This is a genomic window from Pseudomonas sp. HP_12, assembly GCF_055283955.1.
This window is the reverse complement of the sequence record NZ_JBTOQG010000035.1, coordinates 1-23,607: the sequence shown is the minus strand read 5'-3', so window position 1 is coordinate 23,607 and position 23,607 is coordinate 1. Positions and strand designations below refer to the sequence as shown.

Annotated in this window: 21 protein-coding genes and 2 pseudogenes; 3 read left to right on the top strand and 20 right to left on the bottom strand. The window is 63.4% G+C overall.

Translation table 11 applies throughout. The annotated features are described in order from the left end of the window. Positions 1-311 precede the first annotated feature (311 nt). A complete protein-coding gene (gene nosR / locus ACYASU_RS20200) occupies positions 312-1,691 on the bottom strand; it encodes a response regulator c-di-GMP phosphodiesterase, NosR family (RefSeq protein WP_463583834.1) in 1,380 nt (459 codons plus the stop codon). Between the two features lie 337 nt (positions 1,692-2,028). Here nosR and ACYASU_RS20195 point away from each other — a divergent pair. After that, positions 2,029-2,937 (top strand): annotated as a pseudogene (locus ACYASU_RS20195) (ATP-binding protein); the annotation flags it as partial. Positions 2,938-2,940: 3 nt separating this feature from the next. Here the strand turns inward: ACYASU_RS20195 and ACYASU_RS20190 are convergent. The 14 genes and pseudogenes from ACYASU_RS20190 to ACYASU_RS20125 all read right to left on the bottom strand — a co-directional run bounded on the left by ACYASU_RS20190 (position 2,941) and on the right by ACYASU_RS20125 (position 15,517). Further along, complete coding sequence (locus ACYASU_RS20190) at positions 2,941-3,753, bottom strand: DUF1206 domain-containing protein (protein WP_423573765.1); 813 nt, start codon at positions 3,751-3,753, stop codon at positions 2,941-2,943. Between the two features lie 227 nt (positions 3,754-3,980). Further along, complete coding sequence (locus ACYASU_RS20185) at positions 3,981-4,955, bottom strand: alpha/beta hydrolase (RefSeq protein WP_463583833.1); 975 nt, start codon at positions 4,953-4,955, stop codon at positions 3,981-3,983. 186 nt (positions 4,956-5,141) lie between these two features. After that, positions 5,142-7,481, bottom strand: coding sequence for a type II secretion system secretin GspD (gene gspD / locus ACYASU_RS20180; RefSeq protein WP_463583832.1), 2,340 nt, complete (start codon positions 7,479-7,481; stop codon positions 5,142-5,144). Next, positions 7,478-7,993, bottom strand: a complete 516-nt coding sequence (locus ACYASU_RS20175) for a hypothetical protein (protein WP_463583831.1) — start codon at positions 7,991-7,993, stop codon at positions 7,478-7,480. Before ACYASU_RS20175 ends, gspD begins: the two co-directional genes overlap by 4 nt. Before the next feature lie 98 nt (positions 7,994-8,091). Further along, positions 8,092-8,682: pseudogene (gene gspM / locus ACYASU_RS20170) on the bottom strand (type II secretion system protein GspM); the annotation flags it as partial. Continuing rightward, positions 8,672-9,703, bottom strand: a complete 1,032-nt coding sequence (locus ACYASU_RS20165) for a PilN domain-containing protein (protein WP_463583830.1) — start codon at positions 9,701-9,703, stop codon at positions 8,672-8,674. The gene ACYASU_RS20165 and the pseudogene gspM, both read right to left, overlap by 11 nt. Continuing rightward, a complete protein-coding gene (locus tag ACYASU_RS20160; RefSeq protein WP_463583829.1) occupies positions 9,700-10,428 on the bottom strand; it encodes a type II secretion system minor pseudopilin GspK in 729 nt (242 codons plus the stop codon). Before ACYASU_RS20160 ends, ACYASU_RS20165 begins: the two co-directional genes overlap by 4 nt. Further along, positions 10,425-11,036, bottom strand: a complete 612-nt coding sequence (locus tag ACYASU_RS20155) for a prepilin-type N-terminal cleavage/methylation domain-containing protein (RefSeq protein ID WP_463583828.1) — start codon at positions 11,034-11,036, stop codon at positions 10,425-10,427. The genes ACYASU_RS20160 and ACYASU_RS20155 overlap by 4 nt, the downstream gene beginning before the upstream one ends. Next, positions 11,033-11,401 carry a type II secretion system protein gene (locus tag ACYASU_RS20150; RefSeq protein ID WP_463583827.1) on the bottom strand — a complete coding sequence of 123 codons (369 nt, stop codon included), beginning with the start codon at positions 11,399-11,401 and terminating at the stop codon, positions 11,033-11,035. Before ACYASU_RS20150 ends, ACYASU_RS20155 begins: the two co-directional genes overlap by 4 nt. Next, on the bottom strand, positions 11,398-11,835 hold the full coding sequence (locus ACYASU_RS20145; protein WP_463583826.1) for a GspH/FimT family pseudopilin: 438 nt from the start codon (positions 11,833-11,835) through the stop codon (positions 11,398-11,400). Before ACYASU_RS20145 ends, ACYASU_RS20150 begins: the two co-directional genes overlap by 4 nt. 1 nt (position 11,836) lies before the next feature. Further along, a complete protein-coding gene (gene gspG / locus ACYASU_RS20140) occupies positions 11,837-12,262 on the bottom strand; it encodes a type II secretion system major pseudopilin GspG (protein ID WP_463583825.1) in 426 nt (141 codons plus the stop codon). Positions 12,263-12,272: 10 nt separating this feature from the next. Next, a complete protein-coding gene (gspF, locus tag ACYASU_RS20135; RefSeq protein WP_463583824.1) occupies positions 12,273-13,475 on the bottom strand; it encodes a type II secretion system inner membrane protein GspF in 1,203 nt (400 codons plus the stop codon). A 2-nt stretch (positions 13,476-13,477) separates the two neighbouring features. Next, positions 13,478-15,196 (bottom strand): type II secretion system ATPase GspE, encoded by a 1,719-nt coding sequence (gspE, locus tag ACYASU_RS20130; protein ID WP_463583835.1) that lies wholly within the window; start codon positions 15,194-15,196, stop codon positions 13,478-13,480. A 93-nt stretch (positions 15,197-15,289) separates the two neighbouring features. Further along, entirely contained in the window at positions 15,290-15,517 is a 228-nt protein-coding gene (locus tag ACYASU_RS20125; RefSeq protein WP_282368011.1) for a hypothetical protein, read from the bottom strand. Between the two features lie 468 nt (positions 15,518-15,985). On the opposite strand from ACYASU_RS20125, the gene ACYASU_RS20120 reads away from it, so the two are divergent. After that, positions 15,986-18,727 carry a beta-glucosidase gene (locus tag ACYASU_RS20120; protein WP_463583823.1) on the top strand — a complete coding sequence of 914 codons (2,742 nt, stop codon included), beginning with the start codon at positions 15,986-15,988 and terminating at the stop codon, positions 18,725-18,727. A 143-nt stretch (positions 18,728-18,870) separates the two neighbouring features. Here the strand turns inward: ACYASU_RS20120 and ACYASU_RS20115 are convergent, their stop codons facing one another. Beyond that, positions 18,871-19,497: a TetR/AcrR family transcriptional regulator gene (locus tag ACYASU_RS20115; protein ID WP_192173603.1), complete on the bottom strand. Its 627-nt coding sequence runs from the start codon at positions 19,495-19,497 to the stop codon at positions 18,871-18,873. A gap of 290 nt (positions 19,498-19,787) precedes the next feature. Here ACYASU_RS20115 and ACYASU_RS20110 point away from each other — a divergent pair, with 290 nt between their 5' ends. Next, positions 19,788-20,009 carry a hypothetical protein gene (locus ACYASU_RS20110; RefSeq protein WP_192173604.1) on the top strand — a complete coding sequence of 74 codons (222 nt, stop codon included), beginning with the start codon at positions 19,788-19,790 and terminating at the stop codon, positions 20,007-20,009. 46 nt (positions 20,010-20,055) lie between these two features. Here the strand turns inward: ACYASU_RS20110 and ACYASU_RS20105 are convergent, their stop codons facing one another. The 4 genes from ACYASU_RS20105 to ACYASU_RS20090 form a co-directional block, all read right to left on the bottom strand. Beyond that, a complete protein-coding gene (locus tag ACYASU_RS20105; RefSeq protein WP_192173605.1) occupies positions 20,056-20,196 on the bottom strand; it encodes a DUF2256 domain-containing protein in 141 nt (46 codons plus the stop codon). Further along, a complete protein-coding gene (locus tag ACYASU_RS20100) occupies positions 20,193-21,731 on the bottom strand; it encodes a cryptochrome/photolyase family protein (RefSeq protein WP_463583822.1) in 1,539 nt (512 codons plus the stop codon). Before ACYASU_RS20100 ends, ACYASU_RS20105 begins: the two co-directional genes overlap by 4 nt. Before the next feature lie 147 nt (positions 21,732-21,878). Then, positions 21,879-22,184 (bottom strand): protealysin inhibitor emfourin, encoded by a 306-nt coding sequence (locus ACYASU_RS20095; RefSeq protein WP_346625882.1) that lies wholly within the window; start codon positions 22,182-22,184, stop codon positions 21,879-21,881. 38 nt (positions 22,185-22,222) lie between these two features. Continuing rightward, positions 22,223-23,287 (bottom strand): M4 family metallopeptidase, encoded by a 1,065-nt coding sequence (locus ACYASU_RS20090; protein WP_346629156.1) that lies wholly within the window; start codon positions 23,285-23,287, stop codon positions 22,223-22,225. Positions 23,288-23,607: the final 320 nt, after the last annotated feature.

Below are 23,607 nucleotides of genomic sequence, written 5' to 3'. Positions count from 1 at the left end.
TAACGAGGGGCGATTGCACTCGACGTTGGGCAACATGACGCCCAATCAGTACGAGCGGCAAGCGGTCTGACAATCACCGATTGAGGTGTCCGGAAAAAGTTGACCACTTCAGCCTTCCCGGCTGAAGCCGGTCCCACAATTTTGCGGCGCACGCGATACTTCTGAATGCACGCATGCTTGGTAGGACCGGCTTCAGCCGGGAAGAGGCCCGTGCATTCACTCTCAATCTTGCCGCGCGCCACCTGACGCTTTCCCGGCTAAAGCCGGTCCCACAATTCGCGGCGCACGCGATCCTTCGATTGCTCAGCGCATCAACCGACCTGAGTCCAGTGGGTTTTCGGCGGTTCTGACCCGGGCACGTGTTCGGGCAGGCGCACGAAAATGCTATAGCGGGTCTTGTTTTCGATGGCCTCGAAGGCCGCCAGTTTGTCGATCAGCGCGGCGTTGACCACCTTGCCCGCGTTCAGCAGCAGCATGCCGTTGTCGGCGTTCAGGTTGCGCACCAGAATCATGCCCGGCACCAGCTCGCGGGTGGTGACGGCCTTGACGGTCGGGTCGTTGAGCACCGCATCGTCCAGATACGCCGCGCAGGCCTTGGCGAAATCCTCGATCAAGCCGGGGTCGTAGAGCTTGCCGGCGTAGCGGCGGATGAACAGCAAGGCCTCGCCGCTGCTCAGGTGTCTTTCCAGAATCAGCCCGCGCTGCAGTTCGATGAAGTCCACGGCCAGCTTGAGCAGCCGTGCGCCGTAGGGAATCGCTTCACCCTTGAGGTGCGCCGGAAAGCCGCTGCCGTCCCAGCGCTCCTGGTGATGCAGAATCAGACTGGCAGCGTCCTGGATGGGTTCGAGGGTCATCAGCAACGATTCGCTCTGCCGCGGGTAACTGCGCCAGGTGTCGCGGTCGGCGTGGCTGACCATGTCCGACGGCGTGTTGATCAGCGCGTCGCTCCAGCCGAGCTTGCCGATGTTGTACAGCGCGGCGGCCATGCACAGGTCGCGGCGGGTGGACTCGTCCAGATTGAGTTGGCTGCTGCACGCGTTGATCAGGTCGATGACGTCGCGATTGGTCTGCTTGTCCACGGGCAGTCGCTGATTGACCAGCATCGAAAACACCTCGGTGCCGGTGGCGTAACTGTGCTTGAGCTCGTCATAGGCCAGATCAAGCATGTCGGCGGTCTGCTGCAATTCGGCGGTGCGCGCCAGCACACGGTTTTCCAGGGTGGCGTTAAGGCTTTTCAGCTCATCGTTCTGCCGCTGGGTGAGCTGTTCAAGGCGCTGCCTTTCGCGTTCGGAAAACTGGAATGCCAGCGACTGACGCAGGGTCAGCACCAGCTCTTCGTCGGTCCAGGGCTTGGCGATGTACCGATGCACATGGCCCTGGTTGATGGCTTTGACGATGGTTTCGAGGTCGGCGTAGCCGGTCAGCAGGATGCGTGTGGTGTCCGGGTACAGGCTGTAGACCCGCGCCAGCAGCGCCGCGCCGTCCATGCCTGGCATGCGCGCGTCGCTGACGATCAGATCAACCGGCTTTTCGGCCATGATCGCCAGGGCCTGTTCGCCGCTGGTGGCCAGCAAAAGGTCATAGGGCTGCTCGCGAAGCAGGCGGCGCAGGCTGTTCAGAATCGACTCTTCATCGTCCACCAGCAGGACGGTGGGGCGTTGCTGCAACGAAACACTGGTTGAGGCTTCCATGATTGACCCCCGTTCGTACCGACATCGTGCCCGTGCCTTGGCTGCCATCCCGACTGGCATCATCACCGACAAGGACAGCTGGATGCCGCAAGATTAGTTGAGATATCGCGACTCTTCGCGGCTTTTGCGCAATATAAATCGCCCCCTCAACTTCACCTTCGGCGGGCCGACACAAGGGCATGAGTCCACGGATTGAGGCGCTTGGTCGATCATGTTGCTCCTGCAGATATTCTCGATCATTTCCGTCTGCCTGCTGGTGCTGCTGGGTCGCTGGCTGCTGCACAGTTATCAGGTGATCAACCGGGTCAACGAGGACCTGCGGGCGGCCAACGAAGGACTGGAGCAGCGCGTCGAAGAGCGCACCCGGGAATTCAGGCAGGCCAGTCATGCGTTGCAGGTCGAGATCGACGAGCGCAAGCAGCTGGAGAGCCAGTTGATCGGCGCTGAAAAGCTCGCCTCTCTGGGGCAGATGGCCGCCGGCATCGCTCACGAAATCAACAACCCCATCGGATTCATTTCGTCGAACCTCGGCACCCTGGCGGTCTATTTCGGCAAGATCCAGGAAGTGCTTGAGGCCTACAAAGCGGCCGAGGATCAGCTCGGAGTGGCTGAGGTGCTTGAATCACTCAATGCCCTGAAAACGCGCATGGACCTGGCCTTCGTCGAGGCGGAAATCCCGTTGTTGATTCAGGAGTCGCGGGAGGGGGTGGCCCGCGCCGCGCAGATCATCAAGGACCTCAAGGACTTTTCCCGGGCCGACACCCACCCGCAATGGCAGTGGGCAAGCCTGCAGCGGGGTATCGATTCGACGCTGAACATCGCCGCCTATGCAGTCAAGTGCAAGGCGGACATCGTCAAACACTATGTGCCGTTGCCGGACATCGAATGCCTGCCGGCGCAGCTCAATCAAGTGATCATGAATCTGGTGGTGAACGCGGCCCAGGCGATTGGCCCGGAGCGCGGCACCATTACCTTGCGCAACGGCGTGCAGGGGGACAGCGTGTGGCTTGAGATCAGCGACACCGGGAGCGGCATTGCCCCGGACGTGCTGCCGAAGATTTTCGACCCGTTCTTCACCACCAAACCGGTGGGCCAGGGCACCGGGCTGGGACTGTCGCTGTCGTACGGGATTGTGCAAAAGCATCGCGGAACGATCAGCGTGCGCAGCGTGGAAGGGGTCGGCACGACGTTCCGCATCGAGCTGCCGATTCAGCAGCCGCGCCCTGAAGAGGGCGCATTGAACTGAAAGTCAGACGTGCGCCATGCCGGGCACGTCCATGTTGATCCGGCGCCAGGCGGCTTCGGCAAAGCTGTACACCGAAAACGCGATCAGCCCCAGCGCCATGACCATCAGCACCACGCCACCGGCGGGCAGGTTTTGCAGGGCGTTGAGCGCGTCTTTCAGCCCCGGCGGGTGCATCGCCTGATAGCTCGAACCGCTGATGGCCAGCAGCACGCCCATTTCGACAAACGCCACGCCGCGCGCGATCAGGCCGAAGCGGGACACCGGAGTCACGTATTTCATGACCTCTTCGTCGGCCTCGAAATACTTCTCGAACGAGGCTTTCCAGCCCTTGAAGAAATGCGCGATGCCGACGCCAAGGGGCACCAGCGCAACGAGGTAGACCACCAGGTTGGAGTGTTTCCACGACAGCAGGGTGGCGAGCAGGTCTTGGGTCTGACCGCCGCCACCGCCGGAACTGCGCAGGCCGTCGATCAGCAGGCCCAGGGCAAAGAACGCCAGCGCACCGTTGACCAGCCCACCCGCGAGCAGCCCGCCACGGATCACCAGGCCCTTGAATTCGCTGCCGTGATGGTCCACGTCCCGCGTCGCCTGCAATACCCGCCAGGCAGCAAACGCGAGCAGGCCCGCCACCACCAGCCCCACCAGAATGTGGCCGAACGGTTGGCTGAACAGGGCTTCGAGGCTGCTGTGGCTGTCTTTGGGGCGTGACGAATCGCGGGCAGCCAGCAAGGCGAAAATGCCGATGATCAGGTACAGAACGCCGCGGGCGGCGTAGCCCGAACGGGCAAGCAGGACAAGGGTGTGATGCGGGGACATCGAAGGTTCTCCGGTTAAGCAATAGATGAGCAGACCCGGGAGCGCGCAAGGGGTTCGATCAGGTTGCTTATTGCAGGACCGGCATCAGCGGGATCCCGATGGCTGCACTCGATGCTTTTAGCGGAACCGGCTTTAGCCGGGAAGAGGCCAGTGTGCACGCCATCAATTTTGCGGTGTGGCCGCAGACGCCTTCCCGGCTAAAGCCGGTCCCACTAAAACCAAAGCGATCAACTTGCCGCAGATTGAATGCGCTGACGAATCCAGGCGCGGCTGTGCTCCAGCACGCGGTCGGCCATCATGGTCGGGAAATGGATGAAACCGTGGGGCGCGTCGGGCAACAGGTGCACTTCGACGCCGGCGGTTTTCGCCCAGCGATCCGCCATTTGCAGGGTGTCATCGCGCAGCGGGTCCAGTTCGCCGACCCACATCAATGCGGCCGGGAAACCGGATAGATCCCCATACAGCGGCGACAGCGGCGGCGCCTGACGCTGGGCATCGCTGATGTCTGGCGTGAGCAAGCGCAGGGCGGCAACCATGCCCGGTCCGTTCAGCACCAGCGTGTCCTTGCCTGCCGCTCGCACGCTCGGCGTGCCGGTCAGGTCATAAACCCCGTAATAGAGCAGGGCGCCGCACACCCGCTTGAACATCTCGGGCCAGGCCTTGAGCTGCAACAGCGTCGTCGCCGCCAGATGCCCGCCTGCCGATTCACCGACGACGATCACCGGCAACCCTGCGAACTCCGGGCAACCGTCACCCAGCAGCCATCGCGCCGCGACCAGGCAGTCTTCCATCAGCCCTTCGACCGGCGTTGACACCGCCAGCCGATAATCGACCGAAACAACGGCCACATCGCACGCCCGCACCATGGCCATGTTCAGGTCGTCGTTCATCTGCGCGTTGCCGATCACCCAGCCGCCGCCATGAATGTCCAGCACCACGCCTTTGGCCTTGCCCTTGGGCCGGATGATCCGGACCGGCACGCGATGACCGTCGATAAACGCCGTGGTGCGTTCGGCGTGCAGGCCATGGCGGGCCAGCTTCGCCGCGCCATTGAGCTGACCGACGCGCAACAGCGACTGAATCAAAAGCGGGGTGAAGCGGTTGCGGATACGAAAGCGCGGCAGCCAGGCCAGCTTCTGGTTGAAGCGCCGCGCCTGCGCCAGTTCGTCGTCGGGAAAATGCAAACCGTCGTTGCTGTCCAATTGCGTGCTCTCTCTCGGGCTCATACCCGCCAGTGTTGGGTACTGACTTGGGCTTCGTCCGAGGCCGAGAGTTTCACGTGCGTGACCACAACAGTTGACGCCTGCCGCAGCGTATATGCCGGGGCGATCGTGCATGGCCACGAGTATCTGCTCGTGCCCACGCTCTGCGTGGGAACGATCAACAAACTACCGGCTACCCATCGGCGGTGTCGGCTTGATCAGCTGCAACTGCTGGCGATAGTCATCGGTCACTTGCCGCGCCTGGCTGTTGCTGGTGATGACCCGTGGGGTGATCAGCACGACCAGTTCGGTGCGCTTCTTGCTCTTGCTGGTATTGCCGAACAGCCAGCGCAGGCCGGGGATGCGGCCCAGGTACGGCACGGCGGACACGGTGTCGGCGTTGTCCTGTTTGATCAGGCCACCAAGCAACACGGTCTGACCACTCTGCACCGCCACCTGGGTCGACACCGAGCGGGTCGAGATCCGCGGGTTGCCGTTGGCGTCAGTCGACGTGTCATTGGCGTCGCTGACCTGCTGCTGGATGTCCATGTACACCAGGCCGCCCGGATTGATGCGCGGCACGACGTCGAGGATGACCCCGGTCTGCACGTATTCGACGCTGCTCAGGGTAGCGGTGGTGGCCGAGGTGTTGACCGTGGTCTGGCTGATCGGGATGTTGTCACCGACCTGAATCTGCGCCTGCTGGTTGTTCATCACCACCAGCGACGGCGCCGACAGCACTTGCGTGCGGCCGCTCTGTTCCAGCGCGTGAAGGGCGATCTGCAGGTTGTTGCTGACGAACGAGTAAAACAGCGAATCGGTGGCGCCAAGACCTGCGCCGCCGGCACCGAGTGCGCCCTGACTGCCGGCGGTGTTCGCCACGGTGGTGCTGGTGGAATTGCCGGCCAGACGGCCGAGGTACCACTGCACGCCAAGGTCCAGCTCACCGGTCAGATTCACTTCAAGAATCCGTGTCTCGATCTGCACCTGCATCGGGGCGTTGTCCAGCCGCTTGATGGCGGATTCGATCTCCGCCCACTGAGCAGGGCGCGTGCGAATCAGCAACTGGTTGCTGCTCTGCTGGGCGGTGATGCGGGTGCTGTCGTCCAGACGCTTGCTGGCGCCAGAGCCGCTGGCCGCAGCGTCCGAGCTGTCGCCCTGACCGCTGCTGTCGGCGCTGTCTTCGGACGTCTCGCCGTCCTGCTCTTCATCGCCTTGCTGAGTGCCGGTTTGCAAACCACCATTGGCGCCACCCATCCCTGAACCCATGCCGCCACCGATCCCGGAGGAGCTGCTGTTCAGGCCCTGACCGCTGCCGCTCAGGCCGCCGCTGCTGCCGGTGCCACTGCCGTTCAGCGAGGACAGCGAACGGGTGCGCAGACCCGGTGCAACCTTGGCCGCGGTGTCGTCCTTGATCTGGCCGTTGCCGTAGATCTGCCGCAGGTATTTGGCCAGGTCCGAGGCCTTCATGTTGCGCACGTCGTAGACGTACATCTGCGGCTCGTTGCCGCCGCCTTCGTCGATGGTGTGAATCCAGTCGCCGACTTCGCTCAGGTAACGCGGCTGGGAAGAAATGGCGACGACCGAGTTGGTCCGCTCAATGGGCAGAAACTTGACCATGCCCGCCAACGGCATGCCGCTGTCCGGGCCGAACATCTTCTGCAGCTCGGGCATCAGCTCGCCGACGCTCGCGCGTTGCAGGCCGTAGACGGCGATGGACATGCCCTTGAGCCAGTCGACGTCGAAGGTGTCGATGGTGTCCTGGTAGTTGGCCAGCTCATCCGGCGTGCCGGCAAGGCTCAGTACGTTGCGCGCCGGATCGACCAGCAGAAAGGCGTTGTCACGGGCGAAGGGTTTGAGCAGCTTCTGCATCTCGGTGGCCGAGATGAAGCGCAGCGGGAACAGCCGTGCCGACAGCCCGGTGGACGGTCGCGCCACCGGCATCTCCGGCACCAGTTTGCCGGCCACAGCCTGATTGGCCGGGAGAATCACGTAACGGTCGCCTTGACGGATCATTGCGTTGTCGGTCCACGACAGCAGCGTTTCCAGAATCGACAGCGCCTGCTGCTTGTTCACCGGCTGCGAGGTCGAGAAGCTGACGTCGCCTTTTACGCCCTGATTGATGCTGTAGTTCTCGTGCAGCAAATCGCCGAGCACGGTGTTGATCACCGCTTCGATGGGCTGATTGGCGAAGTTGAACGTGATGTCACCGGCGGCCGCCGACGCGCCTTTTCCACCCGCGCCGGTCTGGGCCGGGCCCGCACCGCGCACGAAGGTCTGGTTGCCACGAATGATCTGCTGGCGCGCGGGCGCAGGCTTGGCGCCGGGGTTGTTCGGGCTCGGCGCCTCAACCGGATCGCTGACCGGGCCTCGCTGCGAGCCGGTGCCATTGAGTGCTTCCTGCATCAGGGCCGGATCGTTTTCGAAACGTTCCGGAGTGGACGCGCATCCGGCCAGGGCCACGGCGGTGGCCAGGCACAACAACGGGCTGCGCAGACGGGAAAACTCAGGGGTGCGATTGTTCATGGTGTGGGTACGTTTGGAAGAGTAATAGGGGGGACTTTCGACGGCGGCGGAAGGCGCAGCATGGGCAGACGCAGTTCGCGGGTCTGGCCCTGATGGCTGAAAGTGGCGTGTTGCGGCGTGACCGAATCCAGGGTCCAGCCGTTGTCCAGTGTGCTGCCGACGGCCAGCTTCAGGCGGCGCTTCTGCGGCAATTGCAGCAGCACCCATTGAGAAGGGCCATCGATGATCACGCCGCTCAGGCTGATGCCGTCCAGGGACGAGGCCTGGGACTTGCCGGTGACCAGATCAGGCTTGCGGTCCGGGCTGAACATCGATTGCTGCCACGTCAGGGTGAGCACCTGGGCCGGCAGCGCAGGCAATGCCGCAGGCCCGGCCGATGGTGTGGCTTCGCGCGCTTCGCCAGCCGGCAGCCAATCGATGTCCTGACCGGCGCCCATGCTCAGGCTGACGGCGACGGCCGCGAGGGCAAGCGTGGCAGCGCCGAGCGCGAGGGTAAGGGAGTCGAACTTCATGCGTCAGGCTCCTCGGTGGACTGCTCGGAGGGATCGGGCTGCTGCCTTTCGGGCTGCGGCTCGGCGTCAGGCGCTTTCGACGGCTGCGCCTTATGCGGCGCGGCCTGCTGCAGATAACCGCGCAACAGCAGATGCACCTGCAAGCGTCCGGCGCCGCCAGTGGCGGGGGCGGTTGTGGCGCGGCGAATGCTCAGGTTGTCGATGAACAGAAACGGCTGGCCGTATTCCAGTTCGTGCAGCAAACCCACCAGCGGCTCCATGGCGCAGTCCAGGGTCAGGCTGACTTTGACCTGACGATACGGCTCGGCACTGTCGTGCTCGGGGGTGATCGGCATGCGCTGGGTGACCTGGCAGCCGGGGCCCTGATCGGCGTGGGCCTTGACCAGATCGAGGCTGCGCTGCATCAGATCGGCCGCCACGGCGCTCGGGTCTTCGCCGGGTAACAGGCTGCTGCGGCTCGACGGGTCGCGGCGGGCGGCCTGCAGCTGCTGCTCAAGGCTTTCGCGCTGAGCGAGGGCGCCGGCATAGCGTTGCTCCTGGTTACGCAGGGTATCGGCCTGATCCTGCAGGTCGCTCAACGGGTCGAGAAACCAGCTTTGCACCAGCAACCACCACGCCGCCCACAGCACCAGGGCCAGGGCAATCAATGCGGCGCCGCGACGTTCACGGGGGGGCAGTTCACGGCGCATCGGCGGCCTCCTTGCGCAACTGGGCGCGCAAGGAAAAGCGCTCTTTGCCGGTCTGCGCGTCGGGCTGAATGATCCCCTGGAACTGCGCGTCGGTGAGGGTGCGGCAGTCTTTCATGCGGCTGATGAGGGCGCTGGCCTTGGCGCTCTGGCCGGTGATCGACACGCTGCCGCCGTCAGAGATTTCCAGCTGCTCGACCCAGGTGTCGGCGCCCAGGCAACCGGTGAGGTCGGCGAGCACGCTGGAGGTGGTCGGCTGCGCGGCTTTTTGCTGGGCCAGGTAACGCGCGGCGCCCTGGGTGTTGATCAGTTCGCGGCGCAGGTTTTGCACGGCTTGCACCTGGCTGCGTTGCTCGTCCACGTGCTGTTGCATCGCTTCGACCTGGGCCGTGCGTGCATTCAGCCAGAGCACCATGCAGGTCAGCAGCAAGGCGCCACAGACCACGGCGAGGAAACGCGGCAGGCGCGCGGAACCTGCAGATGCCGGCTTCAGCTCGGCCGGCAGCAGATCGACATTCAGCCGTTCGCCTTTGCCGTTACGCGCATCCACGGCATACAGCGGCAGGCCGCGTGCCTTGCAGGTGTCGATGACCGGCTGCAAACGCTCGCGCAGCACCGCCACCAGCAGCACCTGGGCCAGGGTTTTACCCTTGGCGGTGACGCGCGCGACGTACTGCATCTGCTCGCGGGGGTAGGGCGTGTATTTGTCCAGCTCGAAACCGACCACGCTGTGCAGATCCCGCAGCGCCGCCTGCGGCAGTTGCAGCGGCTGCGCCAGGACCATGCCGGCGGGGAGCATCAGGATCAGCCGCTCGCCGCTCTCGTGGGTGATGTGCTCGGGCAGCGGCCAGTCAATCAGCCGCTCACGCACCTGGGGCATCAGCCGTGCGCGAACGCCGGCGGGCAGCAGCGCCTGCAACTCCTCGAGCCAGGCCTGCCAGAGATGCTGCGCCGGGCTGTCACGCCACTGACTGCGCACCCGGGCCTGCAAGGGCGCCAGCTGCTGTAAAAGTGATTGCTTCATTCTTGCCAACGCAGAACGCGATACGGTCGCGCTCCCTCCTTCGATGGGTTCAATAACAACGTGACGTTGAGCGTCGTGGTGTAACCGCCCGGCAATGTCGCCTGGCTTCGAATACTGACGACCGGGCCGGCGTCTTCGGTTGCGGGGCCCGCTTGCGGCAGACCCAACGCTTGCCGCAGCCAGGGCGACGCCATGCGCGGATCCGGCGCGGTCAGGCCGCTCCATAACGTGACGTGCGGGCTGGCGCACTGGTACAGCGGCTGGCCGATGCCCGGCAGTTCGCGCACTTCCTCGATCATCCGCAGCGGCGCCCGGCCGCCACCGCGACGCTGCTCCAGGCCCTGGGCCACTTGCCGGGCCAGGTCCGGATTTGCCCCGCACGCCACCAGCAGGCGGGCGAAGGATTCCGCCGGCGCCGCGTTGAGGTCGAGCTTGCCGGTCTCGCTGCCGAGACTCACCGCCAGCGCGGCCTCATCGAAACGCAATCCATGAGGCTGGTTGTCGGCTTTCCAGTGCCGTTGCGGGTCGCGGTCCAGTTGCGCCAGCACCGCCATGCCGATACCGGCTTCTGCGGCGAGTACCGCCTGGGTGTGCTGGCCTTGCCACAGGGCCTGACGGTTCTGCAGGTGCACCCAGCCCAGCAAACCGGCGAGCAGGGTACTGAGCAGCGCCAGCACCCACAACACCAGGAGCAGCGCGACGCCCTTTTGCCGACGGCCTGTCATAACGTGTGCGCCTCGCCGGACAAATCCAGGCGCAGATTGATGCTTTGCAGCGGCCACGGTACGGGGCCGCCCAGTTGCGCGTCGATGCGCACGCTGATCGGCAATCGTCCCGGCCACGGCCAGTGATCCAGCCACGCGGTTGATTCGCCGGTGGGCGACACGCCGCGATAACTCAGTTGCAGCGCGCGCACTTCATGCAACAACACCTGGGGCTCTTCGGCCGGCAGCAAGGCCTGACCGCGCAAGCGCTCCAGGCTGATCTGCAGACGCTGACCGGCCGCCAGCGTCACGCTGTGCCGGTACAAACCCCCGCCTAATGTGGCGGGCAGCGGCGCATAAAAGCTCATGGCCTGGGCGTCGCCCTCGAACACCGGCGCCTGACCGGGCTCGGCCCCGCCGGCCGCGAGGGGTAGGGCCTGACCGATGGCGCTGCGCAGGAAATTCTGTGTCGAACGTATTTCGTCCAGCCGCGTGCTGTAGCGCTCGGCCTTGGCCATGGCGCGGTTGGCCCCGGTGATCGCCGCGCCGACCATGGTCAGCAGCACCCCGAGCAGGCTCAGCACCACCAGCACTTCGAGCAGGGTAAAACCCCGAGCGCTGCGCTTCATTGAGCGGCACCCGAGTCAGCACTGCGCACTTGCAGGCTGCTGTAATAGGCGCGGCGCGCTCCGTCCCTCACTTCGAGATCCAGCCGCCATGCCGTCGCCGGGCTGTTGCCGCGGGGCAGCGCGCTGACGTCCATCTGCCAGTTCACGCCGCTCCACTTGCCCTCGGTCCGGCCCGGCTGCAAGTGACCGGCGCTGGCTTCATCAATCAGCGAACGCGCGGCCAGGCTTAACCGGTCACTGCGTTGCGCCTGCTGCAGGGCCCGTGCGCTCTGCCCGAACGCCACCACCAGCACACTGCTGCACACCGCCAGCACAGCCAGGGCCGCGAGCATTTCCAGCAATGTGAAACCGCGCTGACGCCTCAATTGAGCGTGCGCAACTGAACGTTGCCGGTCAGCCAGTTGATGTCGACGCGCCAGTGTTTGTCGCCCCGGGCCAACAGCAAGTGACCGCCGCTGGAACCGCCGTCCGGATAGAACTCGAACGCCGGGCCCAGGCCGTCAGCGGTCTGCAATTGCACGCGCATGTCGGTGGGCAATCGCACCGGCTTCAGGTGCGGGCCTTGAAGCCGACCGTTGCGCAGATCAAAGCGCGTCTGCGCCGGTTGCCCGGTGACGATCGCCTGCACCCGCGCCGCGCGCAGTGACTGCACCACCTCGCTCAACGCCCGGCGCTCACTGGCCGCGTGCAAACCCCGACCCACGCCGAAGCTCACCAGCCCGACGCTGATGCCGATCAGAACGATCACCACCAGCAATTCGAACAGGGTGAAGCCGCGGGCGCGGGGCAGGGCGTGCATGTTATTCCCAGTTACCGATGTCGGCCTTGTAGCCGTCACCGCCAGGCTGGCCGTCCTGACCGAAGAAGATCAGGTCAAAGCTGCCGTGCTCGCCCGGGTAGCGATAGCCGAACGCGTGGCCGAACGGGTCTTTCAGGTCCGAAGGCTTGGCGTACGGGCCGGCCCAACCGGTGGCATTGGCCGGCTTGGTCACCAGTTGCTGCAGATTGGCCGGCGGCGTACCGACGTCCAGGCCGTAGCTTTCGACTTTCATGCCGAGGCTGGCGAGTTGCGCCTTGCCCGCGCCGTATTTGCCCTTGTCGACGTTGCCGCCGACCTGACGCACGACGATGGTGGCGACGATGCCCAGCAGCACGATCACGGCGAGCATTTCCAGCAGGGTGAAACCGCCCTGGCGACGGCCTTGGACAGCGTTAAATCGGGACATGTCTATTTCCTCAAATGTTACTGGTAAGGCTCATCAGCGGCAGCATGATGGCGAGCATGATCACCGCCACCATCACCGCCATGACAACGGTCAGGCTCGGCACCAGCGCGGCGAGCAGACGGTCGATGCCGCGCTTGGCTTCGACGTCGAACACGTCGGCGACTTTCAGCAGCATGCCGTCCAGGTTGCCGGCCTGTTCGCCGACTTCGATCATTTGCAGCGCCAGTTCCGGCAGCAGCGGTTGTTCGCCGAATGCCTGGGCCAGGGTGCCGCCACCCTTGACCCACTCGGTTGCCTGCTCGACCTGCGCACGCAGGGCGTAGTTGCCGCATACCTGACGGACGATGGTCATCGCCTGCAGCAGCGCGACGCCGTTGCTCAGCAGCGTGCCGAGGGTTCGCGCCAGACGCGCCGCTTCGATCCGCTGCAACAGCGGGCCGATGACTTTGATAAACAGCAGGCGCCGGTCATGCCGTTGACGCCGCTGTGGATCGCGGCGCAGCACCGCGACGGTCCAGATCAATCCGACGATGGCGCCGAGCAACAGCAATCCGTAGGCGCTGAGGAATTCCCCCAGCCACAGGATCGCCTGGGTGATGAACGGGATCGGCACGCCCAGATCACGAAAGATCGGCACGAACTGCGGCACCACGTAGGCCAGCAGCAGGGCCAGCGACCCCAGCACGCCGACCACCAGAAAGATCGGGTAGATCAGCGCGTTGATGACTTCGCCGCGCAGCATCTGGCTGCGTTCCAGATAATCGCTGAGCTGGCGCAGGGTGTTTTCCAGGGACCCGCCGGCTTCGCCCGCGCGCACCATGCTGATGTACAGGCTGGAAAACTGGCCGTGCTCTTCTTCCAGCGCCTGGCTCAAGGGTTTACCGGCCTTGACCTGTTCGCGAATCCGTTCGAGCAGCGCCTGGCGCTTGGGTTCGTGGGTCTGCTTGAGGAGGATGGTCAGGGCCCGTTCCAGCGGCTGGCCGGCCCCGAGCAGGGTCGCCAGTTGCTGGGTGAAACTCACCAGCGCCGCGCCGTTCATCGCACCCCGGCGCATGGCCGCGCGCAGGCCGCTGTTGGCACTGGCTTCGAGGCTGAGCAGCAACAGGCCGCGCTTGTGCAGAATCGCGGTCGCTGCGGTTTGATCGGCCGCTTCCAGGGTGCCGTGTTGGGCGACGCCGTCGGCGTCCAGTGCGCGGTATTTGAAATGGGCCATGGTCAGTCGCCACGCGTAACGCGCAGCACCTCTTCAAGGGAGGTCACGCCCGCCACGGCCTGACGCAGGCCTTCCTCATATAGGGTACGCAGGCCACCGCGACGGGCGGCTTGCTCCAGCGTCGAGGCATCGGCCTGGCGCATCAGCAGGCCGCGCAGTTCTTCGTTCATGACCAGCAATTCGGTGATAGCGCTACGGCCGTGATAGCCGCCGCCGGGCAATTCGCTGGCGGGGCGATAGAGCGTAATCGGGCGTTGATCGGTAAAGCGGTCCAGCCCGTGCTCGGCGACCAGTTCCTGCGGTGCTTCAAAGGCGATGCGCGTGAGCGGATCCAGCCTGCGCACCAGCCGCTGGGCCAGAATGCCTTTAACGGTGGAGGCGATCAGGTAGCTTTCGACGCCCATGTCCAGCAACCGGGTGATACTCGCGGCGGCACTGTTGGTGTGCAGGGTCGAGAGCACCAGGTGACCGGTCAGCGACGATTGGATGGCGATGCGGCAGGTTTCCAGGTCGCGCATCTCGCCGATCATGATTACGTCCGGGTCTTGGCGGACAATGGAGCGCAGGGCGCCGGCGAAGTCCAGGCCAATGGCCGGCTTCACTTGAATCTGATTGATGCCCTCAAGCTGGTACTCGACCGGGTCTTCAACGGTGATGATCTTGCGCTCGGCGGTGTTGAGCCGCGACAGCGCGGTGTACAGCGTGGTGGTTTTGCCGGAACCGGTGGGGCCCGTCACCAACAGAATGCCGTGGGGGTTTTCCAGCACGTCGAGGAAGTTCTGCAGGCGCTCGCCGTCCATGCCCAGGCTGGGGAAGTCGAAACTGACGGTCTGCCGATCCAGCAGACGCATCACCACCGACTCGCCGAAACTGGTGGGCACCGTGCTCACCCGCAGGTCCAGCTCTTTGCCCTGGATGCGCAGCATGATGCGGCCGTCCTGGGGCAGGCGACGCTCGGCGATGTCCAGCCGCGCCATGATCTTCAGTCGCGAAATGATCGCCGCTGATGAACTGGACGGTGGAGCCTCGGCTTCGTGGAGCACGCCGTCGATGCGATAGCGCACTTTCAGCTGGCTTTCGAACGGCTCTATATGAATGTCCGAGGCGCGTTGCTCGACGGCTCGCTGCAGGATCAGGTTGACCAGTCGAATGACCGGCGCCTCGGACGCCAGGTCCTTGAGGTGCTCGATGTCTTCTTCGGCGCCGCCGTGTTCGTCGAGGGTTTCGATGAGCGAGCCCATGGCCGAGCGGCCCTGGCCGTAATAACGCTCGATCAGCCCGTCGACCTCGCTACCAGCACCCACCGACACATACACCGGCGCCTGGCAGGCGTAGGCCACGGCGTCCAGCCCGTAGGCATTGCCGGGGTTGGCGGCCAACACATGCACGCCATCGGCATAAGCGCCGATGGGCAGCAGGCGATAGTGGCGCAGAAAGCGCTCGCTCAATTCCGGCAGCGGTTCACCCGACAGCGTCACGTTTTCCGCCAGCAGCAAGGGCGCTTGCAGCGTCGAAGCCCATGCCTTTGCCAGGTCCAGTTCCGAGACCAACCCCAGGCGGGTCAGCAATTCGGTGAGCGAGCTGCCTTCGGATTCCTGGGCCAGCCGCTGTGCCCGTTCCAGATCACCTGTCTTCAGTCCGGCATTGGCCAACAGCCACGCACACAGCGCTTCGGCCGAGTGCGCGGTCAGTTGTTGGCTATTGATAGGGGACAGTTTTATGGACACAACGGGGATTCAAATAAGTGAGGCCTCTGACGAGACCTCGGGGTGATGTATAAACAGCCGTAATAAAACAGTAACTAACGGAGTGCGTTAGTTTGTCGCAGACGACGTATTAGCGGTCGGACGGCCACGCTTGTTTTCATCAGCCTGATTCTGTTTGGTGGCTTTCACGGTGGTGGCATCTTTTTGTGTTTGCGTCATGACAGTGGAATCTGCTGCGCCGGAAACAGTTTCCTGAGTATCGGAGTCAGCGGCCATTGTTGCAGTTGCAAACGACAGGGTCAGTGCAGCGATGGCGCCCAGTACTGGCAGTTTCATGTGATGTTTCTCCAATGTTTGTCATGTGTTTGAAATGATCGCAACGCTGGCTTCAGCGTGGGCCCACCGCTCGTTTCAGGGGTGAAACCCAGCGTTTACGGGGTTTCAGGCATTGAGCGGTGAAAATTGCTAAACCTACAGACCTGTAGGTTTAGCAAGAGTTCAGATGATGTATCAAAAAATGTCGAGTTTGTTGAAGATTGATTTTTTTGTTTGACATCAATTGAAAACAATTGCCTTAATTTAAACGTCTCGGGCAACGCTCGTGCAGTTCGGTGGCTCATCGCCATTAACGTTAGTTACAGAAGATCAAATTGCCCACACTCATCGTCACGTTGTAACGCCACTTTCCCGTTCACCGATGTTCTTTCGAGAACTTCGGTATAGGCCGAATCATGCCTGAATTAAAGGCTTGTGGCGTGTCAACTGCGACAAATGAGCGCGGGTGATACTTGGAGAGCGTCCCCTATGCGAAACCGTAAAACTTTCGGTGCCCACTCGGCACTGGCTTTGTTGAGCCTGGCTATCTGCCACGCCAACGCAGCCGACACCACGACCCAAGAGCAACTGGCGGCCAAGGAACTGCGCGCTGACAAAGCGGCAGAAAAAACCCTGGCGAAGATGACTCAGGAAGAAAAGCTGGCCTACATCGGCGGCATCGGTGGTTGGGACGTCAAGCCGCTGACCCAGTACGGCGTGCCACAGATCCACGGCGCCGACGGTGGCGCGGGCATCCGTTACACCAGCGAAGGCAACGATCCGGGCGTGGTCTATCCGTCCGGCCCGAACCTGGCGGCCACCTTCAACCCGCGTCGCGCCATCGATTTCGGTCGCGCCCTGGGCTACGACACCGCGAGCGGCGGCTACCAGTTCGTCACCGGCCCAGGCATGAACCTGTACCGCATGCCGTGGAGCGGCCGTGCCTTCGAATACCTCTCCGGTGAAGACCCGTTCCTCGGCGCAAGCCTGGGCCCTGCGGTCATCAACGGTATCCAGCAGCGTCGCGTCTGGGCGGAAGCCAAGCACTACGCCGGTAACGACCAGGAAACCAACCGTTTCATCCTCAACCAGGTCATGCCTGAGCGCGTTCTGCGTGAGATGACCCTGCCGCCGTTCGAGTCCGCGACCAAAAACGGCACCGTGGCGATGATGATGTGCTCGTTCCAGAAAGTGAACGGCGAGTACGCCTGCGAGAACAAGCACCTGATCGCCGACATCCTGAAGAAGGAATGGGGCTTCAAGGGCCTGGTGCAGAGTGACTACAACGCCGTCGTCCACGGTCTGCCAGCGGCACAAGCCGGCACCGACCTGGACATGATGGGCGGCCAGATGAACAGTTCGGTGCTCAAGCCGTACCTGGACAGCGGCGAGCTGGACATGGCGACCATCGACGACAAGGTCCGCCGCATCCTGAAGAACATCTACCTGTATCAGTTCGACAAGTTTGCACCGCTGACCACGCACAACATGAACAGCGCCACCAGCAACAAGGTCGCTCTGAACATCGCTCGCGAAGGCATCGTGCTGCTGAAAAACCAGGGCGACGTGCTGCCACTGGACAAGAACAAGGTCAAGCGCATCGCCGTTGTTGGCGACCTGGCCAAGTACGCGCCGCCGACCGGTTTCGGCAGTGCTCACGTTGACGCCACCCGTTACATCAGCGAGCTGAGCGGCCTGCGTCAGATCGCCCCGGGCGCTCAGGTCGAGTTCCTCGACACGCTGTCCCTCGATCCAACGGCCATGCACTGGACCACCACCGACAGCAAAGGCAACAGCGTCGCTGGCATGAAGACCGAGTACTTCAACAACGCCACCTGGTCCGGCGACCCGTCGGCCACCCAGATCGACACCTACGTCAATCTGGACTGGTCCACCGACAGCGTGCCGAGCAACGGCGACACCGCCAATACCTCTATTCGGTGGAGCGGTCAGGTCACCCCGACCATCAGCGGCGACCAGGTCTTCAAAGTCCGTGCTGACGGCGCCGTGCGTCTGTGGGTCAACGGCGAGAAGATCATCGACAACGGCGACGGTGAGAACATCACCAACAAGAGCATTCCGCCGACCATCCCTGTTTCCGGCAAGATCAAGCTGGAAGCCGGCAAGGCTTACGACGTGAAGCTTGAGTACTCGCGCCGTGACGGTTACCTGTCGACCATGGGCGGCCTGGTGGGCGTGCAGATGTCGACCGCTTCGCTGACTGCACCTTCCGACCTGTCGCAATACGACGCGGTCGTGGTTGCCGTGGGTAACAGCGCCGAATACGAAGGTGAAGGTTTCGACCACAGCTTCGATCTGCCTGAGTACCAGAACGAGCTGATCCAGAACATCGCCAAGGCCAACCCGAACACCGTGGTGACCATGCACGGCGGTACCGCGCTGAAAATGAGCGACTGGATCGACCAGGTGCCGGCTGCGCTGCACGCGTTCTACCCGGGTCAGAACGGCGGTCAGGCCCTGGCCGAGATCCTGTTCGGCAAGGTCAACCCGTCGGGCAAACTGCCGATCAGTATCGAGCGCAACATCGAAGACAATCCGCTGTACAAGGATTTCCCGGCCTTCGATAACACACGCACCAAGGTCAAGGAAATCACCTACGCCCACGACCTGACCATGCTCGGCTACCGTGGCTACGACAAGACCAACACCAAACCGCTGTTCGCGTTCGGTCACGGCCTGTCGTACACCCAGTTCACCTACAACAACATCTCGGTCACCCCGGGCGTTGCAGTGGGCAACACGCCGATCAAGGTCTCGTTCGACCTGACCAACAGCGGCAAGCGTGCCGGTTCCGAAGTCGCCGAGCTGTACGTCGGCCAGCAGAACCCGAAAGTCGAGCGCGCCGTCAAAGAGCTGAAAGGCTACAAGAAGGTCTTCCTGCAGCCGGGCGAAACCCGTCACGTCACCATCGAACTGAACGACCGTTCGCTGGCGTACTTCGACGAGGCAAGCAAGCAGTGGGTGATCGATGCCGACACCTTCAACATCAGCCTGGGCGCGGCTTCGGACGACATCCGTCTGAACGCCAAGCTGGTCAACCCGTTCCGTCAGGAACTGTCGACCACCACCAGCAACCCGCTGCCACGTTCGGCGCTGAACTCGGTCAAAGTGACCTTGCCAGCGGTGAAGACCGGCGGTGTGCTTGATCAGGCCGAAGACACCGACGCAGCCAATGGCAACACGGACTACGACGGCAACACCGAGTACTGATTGATCGCAACGGGAAAGGGCTGAGCAACAGGTCGGCGCCGGGGAGTTGATTCCGGCGCTGGCTGAGGCCTGAACCCGAGTGACAACCTGAGCTTGAGAAACAGAGAATGAGGCGATCCGGCCAGCCCGGATCGCCTCATTTTTTATGCGCGGATATCGCGCTCGACCTGTGCCATGTAACTGTCGAAACGCTGCACCAGATCCACCGTCTCCGGGAAGCGCAGCCATTGCAGCTGCAGCCCGTCCATCATCGCCAGTATCTGGTGAACGATCGCGTCCAGATCCACATCCCCACGCACTTCGCCGGTGGCCACCAGATGGTCGAGCCGTGCGCGCATGCGTCCGTGAATCGTCACGTAGCGGGACTGAAACCATTCCCACCCCGGATGGCTGTCCACCAGGCTTTCGGCGTTCAGCATGCTGAACGCGCGGATCACGCCGGGCGCCGTCGCGTTGGAACGGTTGATCTGCCGAAGGCCGCTGACGAAGCCCTGCAGCGTCGGCTCGCTGTGCAGGCTGCTGATCACTTTGTGGTTGACCTCGTCGCGACGGGCGAGCACGCCCATCAGCAGGGCGACTTTGTTCGGGAAGTGATGCAGCACGCCCGCTACCGAGATGCCGACAATGTCGGCGATGCGGGCAATGGAGGCGCCGGTGTAGCCCTCCAGCGAAAACAATTGCAGCGCAGCGTCGAGCAGTTCTTCGCGGCGCTTTTCACCCTTGGGGGCGCGACGGGTGCGGGGGAGTGTGTCTGACGTATTTCCTGTCATCGGGTTTACCTGGCGTCTCCATGATTTGCAGGTGTCTGGGCGTTTCGGCAGGCCTGTCGCGACGGCGGGTTGCGAGGGCGCAACCGGCAGAACGGGCGCGGCAAGTCGTCGCGGGTGCTGAAACGGCACGCTCTGTTTAAGGGTGCGACCGGGTTTTGGCAAGCGAAAACTGATATTCAGGACTGCCGGCAGGCGGGTGCCACCGTTCGGGTGAGCCCTGTCCAGAAAGTGGGAACTCCCGCCGCGCGTGCCTCTCCTTTGAAGTAACTGACATACAAGGAGGATCCACTGTGAACGAACAAGCCAATCCGGGAATTGCCTATCTGATCGAATGCGCCGAGGAGACGACGATTGATTCGCGGCTGTTTGCCATTTACGAAGCCCTGGCCGAGGCGGGCGGGCTGATCCCGCAGGAATACTTGATCAAGGTGGCGCGCGAGACCACCGCAGGCCCCAAACAGCAGTTGTTGATCAGGCTGATCGGCAGAGCCAGTCGCGCCCAGGTCCACTGATCAGGCGCGGCCCCCCGTATTGGCCAGCTGACGCCGATTGACCCTTTCACGACCCGGAGCGCTTGCCCCGTCGGCAACGCTCCGAGCAGTAACGCACCTCGTCCCAGCAGCGCGCCCATTTCTTCCGCCAGGTGAACGGCAGCCCACACACCACGCAGGTCTTTACCGGCAGCTCGCTCTTCTTCAAATCGCCTCTCCGGCGTCGAGCTTGCCCAGCAGGGACTCGCCCCTTTGCCACAGCGCGTCCTGTTTCGCTTCGGTCATCCGGTCGAGGTTCTTGTAAACCATGCCCATCCGTTGATTGGCGCGCAGCAGGTTGCTGTGGCGCATCACGAAATGCCAGTACAGCGAATTGAACGGGCAGGCGTCCTCCGTCGTGCTTTCCTTGACCTTGTACGCGCAGCTGCCGCAGTAATCGGACATCCGCTTGATGTACTGGCCGCTGGCGCAATAGGGCTTGGAACCCAGATAACCGCCGTCGGCGTGCATGACCATGCCGAGGGTGTTGGGCAACTCGACCCAGTCGAAGGCGTCCATGTAAATCGCCAGGTACCACTCGCAGATATCTTTGGGCGCGATGCCGGCCAGCAGGGCGAAGTTGCCGGTGACCATCAGCCGCTGAATGTGATGAGCGTAGGCGTGTTCAAGGCTCTGGCCGATGGCCTGGCTCATGCAGTTCATCTTGGTCTGCCCGGTCCAGTAGAACTCCGGCAGCGCCCGGGTATTGCCGAATGAATTGCCGTCGGCGTAATCCGGCATCTTCAGCCAGTAAACGCCGCGCACGTATTCCCGCCAGCCGATCAGTTGGCGGATGAAGCCCTCCGCCGCGTTTAGCGCGACGCCCCCCGACCAGTAGGCCGACTCGACGTCGCTGCACAGCTGGCGCAGATCCAGCAAACCGATGTTCAGCGCCGCACTGATGCGCGCGTGGAAGAGGAAGGGCTCGTCCATGGCCATGGCGTCCTGATAGTCGCCGAAGGCCGCCAGCCCGTAATCGAGAAAGTACTGCCACAGCGCCTGGGCGTCGGCGTGGGTCACCGGGTAGTCAAAATTGTCCAGAGAGCCGTAGTGACTGGCGAATCGCTCACGCACCAGCTCCAGCACGTCACGGGTGATGGCGTCCGGTGCGAAACGCGCGGGGTAGGGCGCCGAGACCCGCTTCGGCAGCGCCTTGCGGTTTTCCGCGTCGAAGTTCCAGGCACCGCCTACGGGCGTGCCGTCGCTGTTGAGCAGCAGGCGCTGCTTGCGGCGCATCTCGCGGTAGAAGAATTCCATGCGCAGCTGGATCTTGCCGCTGGCCCATTTGGCAAACTCTTCGCGGGAGCACAGAAAGCGCGTGTCGCTGTGCCAGACCAGCGGCAGGCCGCATTCCCTGATCGAATGCTCCAGGCGCCAGTCGCCGCACTCGGTGGCGTGGACTTCTTCGGCCTGCAAGGACGCGTGCCAGCGCTGCAACTCAGTCGGCACCGAGCCGGTGTTCAGCGGATCGTCCAGCGTGACGTACTGAACGATGATGCCGCGCTCCTGCAGCGCCTGGGCGAAATGGCGCATGGCGCTGAAGATCAGGGCGATCTTTTGTGGGTGATGGGCGACGTGGGTGGCTTCTTCCATGACCTCGACCATCAGCACGGCGTCGCGCTCGGCGTCGAGTTCGGCGAGGCAGGCCAGGTCGAAGGACAGCTGATCGCCGAGAACCAGGCACAGGCGGCGGACAGGCATCATCGATTTGTACCGCGTGACGCGTCGGCACTGCGGGCTGTTGGCGTAAATCGATGGTGGACAGATGAGAGAAGGTTGGGCACAGGATTCCTGAGGAGCAGGGAGTAATGGCGCCGAGCATAGCGGTTTGCCCGGCGCGCGGTCATGGGACTAGCCGGATACGTGGCGCCGGACACACTGCATCAGGCCCTGCAATGGGCCGGATTCCACCGGAGCAGGAACGCAGACCGTGCGCTCCCGGTCGCCTTCGCTGATGGTCAGCGTGTAATGCTGCATGCCGCGCAGCGCACGGGCGGGGTGCCGACCTTCCGGCAACGCGAAGAATTCGGACGCGTCGACTAGTTGCCGCAGCTCCTTCTGGTCGCCCTCCGGCAGGGCGTCCACTTCAATGGTGTTGGGCTTGTTCAAGCCCGGAAAATAGGCGACCCCGCCGCTTTCGCTGAATGAGATACGCATGTGGGTGGCTCCTTCTTTTGCCAGATGGCCATGGCGGATCATTGCGCATTGATGCCCACGGCCGCCCAACCTTCTTTTACCGCGATTTGGGCTTCTTCGCCTACACCGTACAGCCGGCCGGCCACATCGTGGGTGATCCGCGCGAACCGCACGAAGCCGGCATTGGGCCGCAGACGCGAATCGCGCAGCGCGTCGTACCAGATGCGCCCGGCCTTTTCCCAGGCATGACCGCCAATGCGCGTCGCCACTTGATAAAACGCATGGTTGGGGATGCCCGAGTTGATGTGCACGCCGCCGTTGTCGTCGTAGGTGTGGACGAAGTCGTCCATGTGACCCGGTTGCGGGTCTTTGCCCAGCACCTTGTCATCGAACGCAGTGCCGGGAGCTTTCATCGAGCGCAGGGCGCTGCCGGTGATCTTGTCGGTGAACAGGCCTTCGCCGATCAGCCAGCTGGCCTGCTTGGCGGTTTGTTTCAGGGCGTACTGCTTGATCAGCGAGCCGAACACGTCGGACATCGATTCGTTCAGCGCGCCGGCCTGGTTGAAGTAGACGAGCCCGGCTTCGTCTTCGGTGACGCCGTGGGCCAGTTCGTGGCCGATCACGTCGAGGGCGATGGTGAAGCGGTTGAACAGTGACTGGTCGCCGTCGCCGAAGACCATCTGCGCGGAGTTCCAGAAGGCGTTGTTGTAGCCCTTGCCGAAGTGCACGGTGGCGTCGAGGGCCATGCCGGCGTCGTCGATGGAGTTGCGGTCGAAGACGTCGAAGAAGAAGTCGAAGGTGGCGCCGAGGCCGTCGTAGGCTTCGTCGACGGCGATGTCGCCGCTGACGGGCTGGCCTTCGCCGCGGACGAGGGTGCCGGGCAGGGTTTCGCCGCCGTCGGCGGTGTAGATGGAGCGTCGTTTGCCGGTGGGGGCTACGGCGGCCAGGTGAACGAGGCGTCGATCGGGTTGCGCGCTGAGGCGCAGGGAGCGGAAGGTGTTGTCTTTGGCGCGCGTGCGCAGGGCCGCTTCGCGCTGGGCTTTGTTGCCGTTGCGGGCGATCTGGTCGAGCAGGTACGGGGGGATGAGGCAGAGGATGGGGTTACGGGTGTGGTTCCTGCACATGGGCAATGCTCCTGGGTGACATCGTTCGATTAAGCGACGCGTCGCGGTCTTGCTTTAATCGACAAGCCAGGGGGATCGTGCGTTCCCCACCTGCATTTAGTGGGACCGGCTTCAGCCGGGAAGAGCGTCTGCCTAACGGCAGACATTTCGCCTTCGGCGAGTTACTTGGAAAAGCACCCCAAGTAACCAAGGGTGCTTGCTCTCGGTTTGGCCCTTCGTTCCTCAGGGTTCCTTCACTCCGGTCTCGCTCCGTGGGCCCGCCGCCATCCGCCATCCATGGCGGGGGGCGGCTCTCGCGGCATCCATGCCGCTCGGCCCAC